This window comes from Ruegeria sp. HKCCE4148 (assembly GCF_017872495.1).
In the GTDB taxonomy this organism is placed as follows: Bacteria; Pseudomonadota; Alphaproteobacteria; order Rhodobacterales; family Rhodobacteraceae; genus Ruegeria.
In genome coordinates, this window is record NZ_JAEDOS010000005.1 from 214834 (window position 1) to 222622 (window position 7789).

General features: G+C 53.1%; 5 protein-coding genes. 1 reads left to right on the forward strand and 4 read right to left on the reverse strand.

What is annotated here, in order from left to right:
* Window positions 1–14 precede the first annotated feature (14 nt).
* Both I9187_RS15905 and I9187_RS15910 read right to left on the reverse strand, forming a co-directional pair.
* The gene (locus tag I9187_RS15905; protein WP_171238521.1) at window positions 15–3596 is read right to left on the reverse strand and encodes an adenylate/guanylate cyclase domain-containing protein; all 3582 of its coding nucleotides are present in this window, start codon (window positions 3594–3596) and stop codon (window positions 15–17) included.
* Window positions 3581–3910, reverse strand: coding sequence for a hypothetical protein (locus tag I9187_RS15910; RefSeq protein ID WP_216599114.1), 330 nt, complete (start codon window positions 3908–3910; stop codon window positions 3581–3583). Before I9187_RS15910 ends, I9187_RS15905 begins: the two co-directional genes overlap by 16 nt.
* A gap of 204 nt (window positions 3911–4114) precedes the next feature.
* Between I9187_RS15910 and I9187_RS15915 the strand changes: the two genes are divergently transcribed.
* Window positions 4115–4552, forward strand: coding sequence for a hypothetical protein (locus I9187_RS15915; RefSeq protein ID WP_245223240.1), 438 nt, complete (start codon window positions 4115–4117; stop codon window positions 4550–4552).
* A gap of 11 nt (window positions 4553–4563) precedes the next feature.
* Here the strand turns inward: I9187_RS15915 and I9187_RS15920 are convergent, their stop codons facing one another.
* The gene (locus tag I9187_RS15920; protein ID WP_209509618.1) at window positions 4564–7308 is read right to left on the reverse strand and encodes an AsmA family protein; all 2745 of its coding nucleotides are present in this window, start codon (window positions 7306–7308) and stop codon (window positions 4564–4566) included.
* A 292-nt stretch (window positions 7309–7600) separates the two neighbouring features.
* Window positions 7601–7789: hypothetical protein (locus tag I9187_RS15925; protein ID WP_209940241.1), on the reverse strand; the 189-nt coding region annotated here is incomplete at its 5' end.

The following is a 7789-nucleotide window of genomic DNA, read 5'->3' on the forward strand; positions in this document are numbered from 1 at the left end:
CCAGATTTTTTACCTTAACTCGCTACTCCTTCGAGCTTTGACCTTAGGGAAACCATACTCAATTTCTGTGAAATTGCCAACGCTTCCCCTTCCAGTTGAAACGCCTGTTCCACATCAGCCGGGCGGCCGCGTTGTCTTAGTGCAGTAGCATATGCCGTCTTGCTGTGCGCGACCCAAGGAGGGCATTTCATGCGCGTGTCAATTTCTATTGCCTTCTGGAACATCGTCTCAGCCACATCCCAGTCCTTCAGAACCGTACCCAGACTTCCGAGGCGTCGCGCAGCTGCGCCAGTGCATACTGTCGTGGCCCCAGCGGTGATCGTCAGTTCTTCGTAAGGAGCAAGCATTTTATAGAGCGTCTTGGCGTGTTCTTGATGCTGAATGGCGACACATATGTCGGCCAGATAGGACAAAGTCGTTGAATACATGGCGTCTGGTGGAAGATCGAAGCCATTGGCAGCCATTTCATTCAGTATTCGTTCGGCCGGTTCCTTGTATCCAAGCTCGGCAGCGATAAGACCAAAACCGGGCTTCCATGAAATGTCTTCGGGGCTGTCTGTCATCAGTTGCTTAATCACAGGCGCAACCTCGTGCAGTCGGTTTTGCTCGCGGCGAATGGTGAACATCTGAACTCCAAAGACGCCCTCAACATGTTCCCCATGGGTCTTTCGGCCAATTTTTACCGCTTCGGTGGCGTGTTTTTCAGCTTGCTCAAAATCGCCGTCCATAATTGCAACCATCGCGCGTGCGTGTTTCTGAACCCAATAGAGCTGCAGATGATTGTCCTTTTCCGAAATCTCTGTAAGCAAACCCAAAGAATGGTCCATCAACTCTCGGTCGGCCATCTCGGCGCCTACAAACAAGCTCAGAGTGCGATCCCGCCCTTGATCGATGCTACCAAGATGCTCGGCCACACCGTGCATAGCCTCCAGATTTTCGCGCCAATGGTGGGCTTCTCTTCCCTTCCGCGCAACGAATGGGGCCCCGAAATGCATCATCATTACCGAGAACTGGGATTTATAATCACCCAGTTTTGCGGCCAGTTCCATCGACTGCTGGCCGAAACGCGCACCTTCGGAGAACTGACCGACGAACATGTGGGCGCGCGCAAGTTGGCTCATCAATCTACACCGGCGGACTTCATCATCATCGGGCAAGTCACTCAGTGCACTATCGCAGAGATCAATTGCCTCACCGTGCCTTTCGCTGGACATCATACATGAGTCAGCGAAGTGGTTGGCCGCGTCAGCGGCCAGCTCTACGTTATGCAAGGCACGGGCTGCGCTGGAAGCGTCCTTCAGAACCGCTATACCTTCGGGCAATTGGCCCAGGCTGTCATGGCTGCGACCAACCAGAATCTTGCTTTTGATCAATTCTGAATCAGAGTCTGAGCCTAGATTTTCAGCAGCTCGTAGAGTTTCCTTAGCGTTGGTCATCGCTTCCTGGCTGGCAGATCGCGCCAATGCCATTTCTGTCGCAATCTGCCATTTTTCGAACGCAGCCCCCCAATCCTCAGCTTCTGAAAGGTGGCGGGCGACCAGTTCGGGGCGTCGCTCGATCTCAGCGGACCGTGTTCGTATCAACGCACGCGCCACGTCTGCATGTTGCTGTTTTCGGGTCGAGCTCAGCATGGACTGATAGGCGGTATCGCGAATAAGGGCATGACGGAATACAAAATGCCCACGATTGTGACCGCTTTCGAAGATTATGCCGGTTCGAGAAAGCTCTTCGAGGCATTTGTTGATATCAGAATCCGCAATGCGCATCGCCGCATTCAATATGCTCGGCTCAAATTCTCGGCCAATTACAGAACCTGTAAGTGCGACTTGTTTTGCCTCAGGTGAAACCGCGTCGAGACGCGCCATCAACGCGCCTTTCAAAGACGACGGTATGTGGATTTGCCCGTGCTCTCCCGCCTCGACAATCGCTCGGGTCAGCTCTTCCACGAACAAAGGTACACCGTCGGTCTTTTCAATGATTGTGGCAATCAGGGCATCGTCCGGCTTCTTGCCAGTAATGTTTTCGACAAGGTTTGAGACATGCGCAGAATCGAACCGGCGCAATACCAGGGACTGAACGTGCGTGTCCCCGTCGTCTCGAGCCAGTTCCCACCCGGGCCTGTGGGTTATCAGGATCATCAGAGGAAGATCGGTGCAGATCGATTTAAACCGCTCCAACAAGGCTTGGGTGGAAGGATCGATCCAATGAGCATCTTCGACGCACAGAATAACCGGGCGCACGCTTGATCGCACTTGCACGGTGTGGATCAAAGTTTGGATTGTTATGTCGCGCTGCTCCTGCGGTGACATCTCGAGCACCTTTTGGGCGAGCGCACTACGAGGCGCGACCAACGCTGCAAAGACAGGCAGAACTTGTTCCCAGTCCAGCCCGCGCCGCCCTTCAAGCATATTCCGAACATGTTCAAGGATCAGATTGTCGTCGAACCCCGGTTCGACCCCAGCGTCCTGGGAAATTCGTTGGGCAACCGGATGAAAGGGGCTACTGCTGAGATAAGGGGAACAGTTCAGTCTTATGACATCGGCTTGGTCGCTTGCGGCGATGTCAGCAAGAAATTCTTCTGTAAGTCGCGATTTTCCAATCCCGGGTTCACCAGACAGCAGAACAACCTCTCCGTGACCATTCTGAGCACGTTGCCATGATTGCAGTAGTATCCCTTTTTCGTAGTCGCGGCCAATCATCGCGCTGGCGGCATCATCGCGATGTGAAGCTCGAAACCGGCTTTCCGCACTGCGCTCAGACACCACTTTCAACAGAGTACGTGGTTCAGCAAAACCTTTTAGCTCTGTCTTCCCAAGGGGTTGAAATTCAAATATCCGATGCAAGGCTGTCTCGGTTTCCTCCACGGACAATACGACCGAGTTTGGCTCTGCATGTTCCTGAATCCGCGCCGCAAGATTGACGACCGGGCCAGTCATAGCCCCTTCTTCATATGTATTTTCGCCGATGGTGTCGCCGACCACTACATCGCCGCTTGCAACACCCAACCTCACCGACAAGCGCTCTCCGTCCGGTGTATTGAGTTCCCCGACGCGCCGAACAGATTCCAGACCGGCTTTTATCGCCCGAATTGCGTGATCTTCGTAAGCCCTCGGCCAGCCAAAAAACACAAGAAGACCGTCTCCCAGATATTTTGCAACGTAGCCGCCATACCGACTGACGGCTCCGGCAACGGCGTCTTGGTAGTTCTGCAGCAAGCCCCGCATGTCTTCGGGATCAAGCCGATTGGTGAGTTCCGTCGAACCGACTAGATCGGCAAACAAAACCGTTACGTGACGCCTCTCTGCAGTGACCGGTTCACTATGCTTCCGTTTAAGCAGATCATCACTTTGCGCATTATCTGAGGTGGGCGCTTGTTCACGAGCTGCTTGTGATGACGAGGTTACGTGCTGTTGATCGGCGCGTTCGTGGATTGCAGCGAGGATGATCTTGCGATGACCAAGGCTCACCCCGAGCTCTTTTAAATCGTCGCCAGACAGTAGTGGTAAAACACGCGCATCAATATCGTTTTCCGCAAAAACATCTGCGTACTGACTCAGGTCGAGATCATTTAACCACTGGTCTATTTCAGCCGACATCTTAGGATCATGCTGAGATACGCTGCGCTAATCAAGAACTCTTCCGGTTTTGCGATGGCGGCCATCGGCACATTGTTGATCCGCTCGCAAACCAATTTAAGGTCCAATAGCTGAGCGTCTTCGCGTGATACCGCCTCGGTCGATATGTCTTTGAGAAGCTCGGTGTCGTAGGTGCAGACGAAAGGTTCCGGATTGGCGCATTGAAAGACTGTGACCTTGGCTTCGCTGTCCTGTTCTAGCCGCATGGCGACGCTATAGTGGTCGGCCAACATCTCCTGACCTTGTACGTTCACGGAGCCAAAATTGAATGTCATCGTGGCAATTGGGGACGAGCGTGTTTACAACACAACGGTTTCGGTTCGTTGGCTTGTCTCCTGAAGACTCTTCCATATCGTTTGATTGATCTTCCCGTATCGGTAGGATGGATTAACCTTCAAAACTGTTTGGGGTTCAGAATGTACAGGTATGTGCTGACAACATTGGCTTTGTGTTATGCAAGCTTAATTCAAGCAGCTGGTATGGAACGGTGGGGTGAATCCGGCGATTGGACAATCCTGATTGATCCCGAAAAGGGCAACGGCTGCCTTGCGTGGAAACCGTTTGAAGGTGACATGACCGTTGAAATTGGCGCAGCGCCCAATCAGGCTGGCGGGTTCTTTGCGGCCTACAATCCCGCCTGGGTTCAAATCGAGGACGGGGCGACCGGGATCGTACAGTTCGATTTTGGTGATGCGAGATTCGAAGGCGAAGCGGTGGGTGTCTTCAAGAATGGTGTGCCCGGCGGCTACGCCTTTTTCGACAACCCGGCGTTTGTAACTGAATTCGGAAAGCGTCAAAGCGTCACGATTATTGGCGAAAGCGGGACCGAGATAGAGCTTGATCTCAGCGGGTCTGCAAAAGCCATCGAGGCGGTTCTGACATGTCAGGCCGAGCAGCCTGAACCATTAAAGAACTAGGTCGCGTCCTGCTATTGCAATTGATTGATGTCCGGCACACAGGGCTGCCTGTCGACAGGCATAGCATCAGCGCCTTCCGGGGCCTTGTTCCTTGACCCACCCACGTCCAGTTTGAACTTTGGCGACGAAAGCTGGCCAGTCACATCAAAGGGCCACGCGCTTCGGGATAGCGGTTTGCCAACGCGACGGGGCTCTGCTCTGATCGCTATGCTATCGTTCAGCCAGTCCACTTGTCCCCTGGCCACCAATTGAACCGATCCCGTTTCAATGACGATGGAGTTTGAACTGACCCGCCCGGCCTGAATATCAACCGGGGCTACCACACAAGTGATGTCGGTGTAGCCTTGTCTGAACTCCTCTGAAAACAGCCACGGGAATATGCCCAGCCCGGCTAACTCCAGTAGACTGGTACTAATGTAACCTTGCGACATCGACAAAGACGCATTGCCGCGCATCGAGTTGACGAAGGCCTTGCCCGAGGCGGGGCTGCCAGAAACGTTGAACTCACCACTCAAACGCCCGTAGGCATCAATACCAATCCCCAGTTCATCAAGGATTTCACCGAATTCCCATCCCGAGGTTGATCCTGACAACGAAAGCCAATCAGGTGAGTCAATCAGATCCATCACCGCACGCAGGCTGAAGTTTCCGCCACCATAAGCCATCTGAAGAGGTCCGAAATCCACGGTTCCGTCTTTGGCAGACAATTGGCTTGAAACAGATGTTACGCCTTGCTGGCCTACAATCTCTTTGAAATCGATCTGCACCTCAACATCAGCCTCTTTCAGTACACGTTGTACATCCAAAAGATCGGCAGGTTTCCCTTTCTCCTTTGGCAACACCAAGGGCTGAACGTCTGTCTCCTTGGGCAAAACCAGAGGCTGAACTTCGGGTTCAGGTTCTTGTGAGGCCTCGCCTACCAGGCCTTTCAGTTGGTCCAGCACGGCGGTCAGGTTCTTCAGGTCGTTGAGATCGAGCCTCTCGCTCGTAATGTTGCCACGGACGACGGATGCACCTTCGGGAAACCGCGCATCCAAAGCCGCAAGAAGATCGGAAGACCCGGCTTCGAACTTGATTGCGGCATCAAAGTCCTCACCCTGCCTGGAGGTTTCAGCATCGATAGCCATTGCGCCAATCTCGATGGGTTGCAGGTTGAGTGCGGTGAGAAACTGGGCGCTGTCGTTGACGTCCAGTTTCACGTCGAAATCGAGACCGGCCAGCCCTTTTAGCTCGTTGACAGATAGTGCGAGATCAAGCGCCCAGAGATCGGTGCCATAGTTGGTAGCATTAAACCTATTGAGTGAAACCGGCCCGCCCGCATTGGATATGTTGAAATCGGCCTTGATGCCGCCGAACTGGTCGACAAAGCCTTCATCTAGGTTCGGTAATATCAGTTTAGCGGGCCCGTCGAGCATACCATCAAAAGTTACGTCCTGAAGTTGGAGCAGATCGAGGATTTCACCTTCGGCTTTCAGGACCGGCTCCTCGATCGGTCCGGCTTGTAGCGCAATGCCCAGCATGGCCAGGCGACCGTCGGGCATGCGACGTATGCTTTCGATGGATGCTGGCCCAATCACGTCCAGCCCCTGGTCGAATGCGTTGGTTTTAAACAGTAGTTTCTCGAACTCGAAAGACGCCAGAGATCCCACCATGTGCATCTCAAACCCCGAGAACTTCAGGTCCTGGAAGCTCTTTGCCGCGCTCGGCGGCTGTCCCTCAGGGTGAAGGCGGGCATCAAAGATCAGATCGACGCCCTGAGCGGTGTAAAGGTCATCTATCGAACCCTCAGCTTCGAGTTTCTGTCCATCCTCAAGATTTATGGTGGTCGCAAAGCTTTCGATCTTGAGCGCATCCTGGGACACAAGCTCTGCCTGAAACTGGCCGTTGCCTTCCAGAACACGATCTAACCCAACGACTTCGAGAAAATCGCCAAATTCACCGGTGTCCATCTCCAAGACCGCGCGATAACCGCCACCTTCGTCTTCCGCCAATGGCTGACCATCGTAGCTTACCGTCATTTCCCCAAAACTGGCGTGCGTCGTAAACGGCGCGCCGCGAGGGTAGTCGCCTTCGATTTCGAAACCCTGACCGTTGACAGAGCCCGTCCCCGAAACCCTTGTGTTCTGCCCGCCATACAATTGTTCCAGGGCAAGAGATTGGAGGTCGAAAACAAAGGCAAACCCCGAAGCCTGGTCATCTATGTTCAATCCGATGGACGTAAAGCTCACGTTCTTGTCGCTCAAAAACGTAAGGATGCCTTTGTTTTCCGCGCCTTCGTCATCGGACTCGCGAACCTCTATCGACGTTTCCAGAGTTTCTTCTGCCGCGATGCTTTCGGGTTCAGAATTTGGTGCTGAATGGCCCTTGAGCCAGCTTGTCGTGCCATCAGCCGCAGTTAGAAAATTTGCTTGCAGGCCATCTACAACCAGATTGTCAAAGTGAAGGCGCCCATTGGCCAAAGCGGCAATATCCAACTCCAATTCCAGCCGATTTAACTCTGCAAGTGAGGTATCTTCCATTGAAAGGCTTGGGATCACCACGCCGCCGACATAAATGTGGGTAATGCGGCCCGCCGCGATGCGCACATCGTCGTTGACCAATAGTGGTCGGTTGATTTGTTCCGAAAGAACCTGTTCTACAAGTTCACGCCGCATATCCGAGAACATTGGAGCCGCAAGCAACAGCCAAACAAAAGCGACTGCTGCGAATGCCAGAAATGCGACTGTGCCTATTATTCTAAATAACCAGGTCCTCATTCGCTTCCCTGTCGTCGTTACATTGTTCAGTCTATCTGCAATTTTGAGATCGCCAAGCCTGCTGGCAGGTTGGTTCACAAATATGAAGGTAACGCTCTAGGCATTTCATGCCCAGAGATCCAAAGCTGTAAGGATTCGAGCATCCCGTTCGTTTGGGTCCTCACGGAAATGAAACACCCCGTCTTCGACCCACGCTGTCCAATAGGTCAAAAGGACCAGTGTTGGCTCGGGTAGTCACTCACAGATCGATCAAGTCAGCGATTTGGCAGGAACCCCAGATTGCTGCTGAACGTTACATTTCTTCTGTTGCAGAGAAGTTATCTGCGTTTATGTCCCGGAAATACGGGGCAATTTGATCGCCATGGTTAAAAAAAGCAAAGCCCGTCGATGAGACGGGCATTCTTAACGACGACAATTCGCTAGATTTGTTTACGTGATTAGGGTTTGCACCTCTGAGCTTCGGGTTACGAGGCTGACGGTG